Below are 520 nucleotides of genomic sequence, written 5' to 3' on the forward strand. Positions count from 1 at the left end.
AGGCGGTATTTTGCCCTAAGCCGCCCATGATCCGGGCAATGCGGCCCACAAAGCGCCAAGACGCTTCCCAATACGCTCTCTCCCCATGAGGCCCGCCATKACTCGCCCTTACCCCCCCCTTACCCCCTTACCTTTACGCAGGGCGCCGGAGTAGCCTTTAATAGAACATAGGCCCGTCACAATCTGCATTGGAGCTGGGATGAAAGCGCTTTCCACCAAAGAACGGACGCGCAGGCGCCCGTCCGACAAGGTACTGAATGTTCTCGCGGCGCTTGTTGGCCTGGTTACACTCGGGGCCGGCATCGCCTGGCTCATCTACAAGTGGCGCGTAGATCTCGAAGTTCCGTACTTTGCCATTCCGCTGGTGCTGACGGTCCCCGTGATCGCTGCCGCCGCGTTCCGCAGTTTTTGGGACTAGTGCAGCGGTTTTGTGATTGTTAGCTGCCTTTAAACGCTGTTAGGCCCGTTGGCCCGCCAGATGGGCGCAGCGAGGGGGGCAAATGCCGGCGCGCCGTCCGCC

The 520-nt window shown here is 60.9% G+C and carries 1 protein-coding gene; it reads left to right on the plus strand.

The window, feature by feature from the left end; genetic code table 11:
* Positions 1 to 199 precede the first annotated feature (199 nt).
* On the plus strand, positions 200 to 418 hold the full coding sequence (locus tag AC1DS3_RS39430; protein WP_441638842.1) for a hypothetical protein: 219 nt from the start codon (positions 200 to 202) through the stop codon (positions 416 to 418).
* The last annotated feature ends 102 nt before the right edge of the window (positions 419 to 520 follow it).

The organism is Cupriavidus sp. 01L46 (assembly GCF_056399905.1).

What these genes read in the sequence shown, in the direction of transcription:
- AC1DS3_RS39430 (WP_441638842.1), top strand. Translation starts at nt 200, where the DNA reads ATGAAAGCGCTTTCCACCAAAGAACGGACGCGCAGGCGCCCGTCCGAC.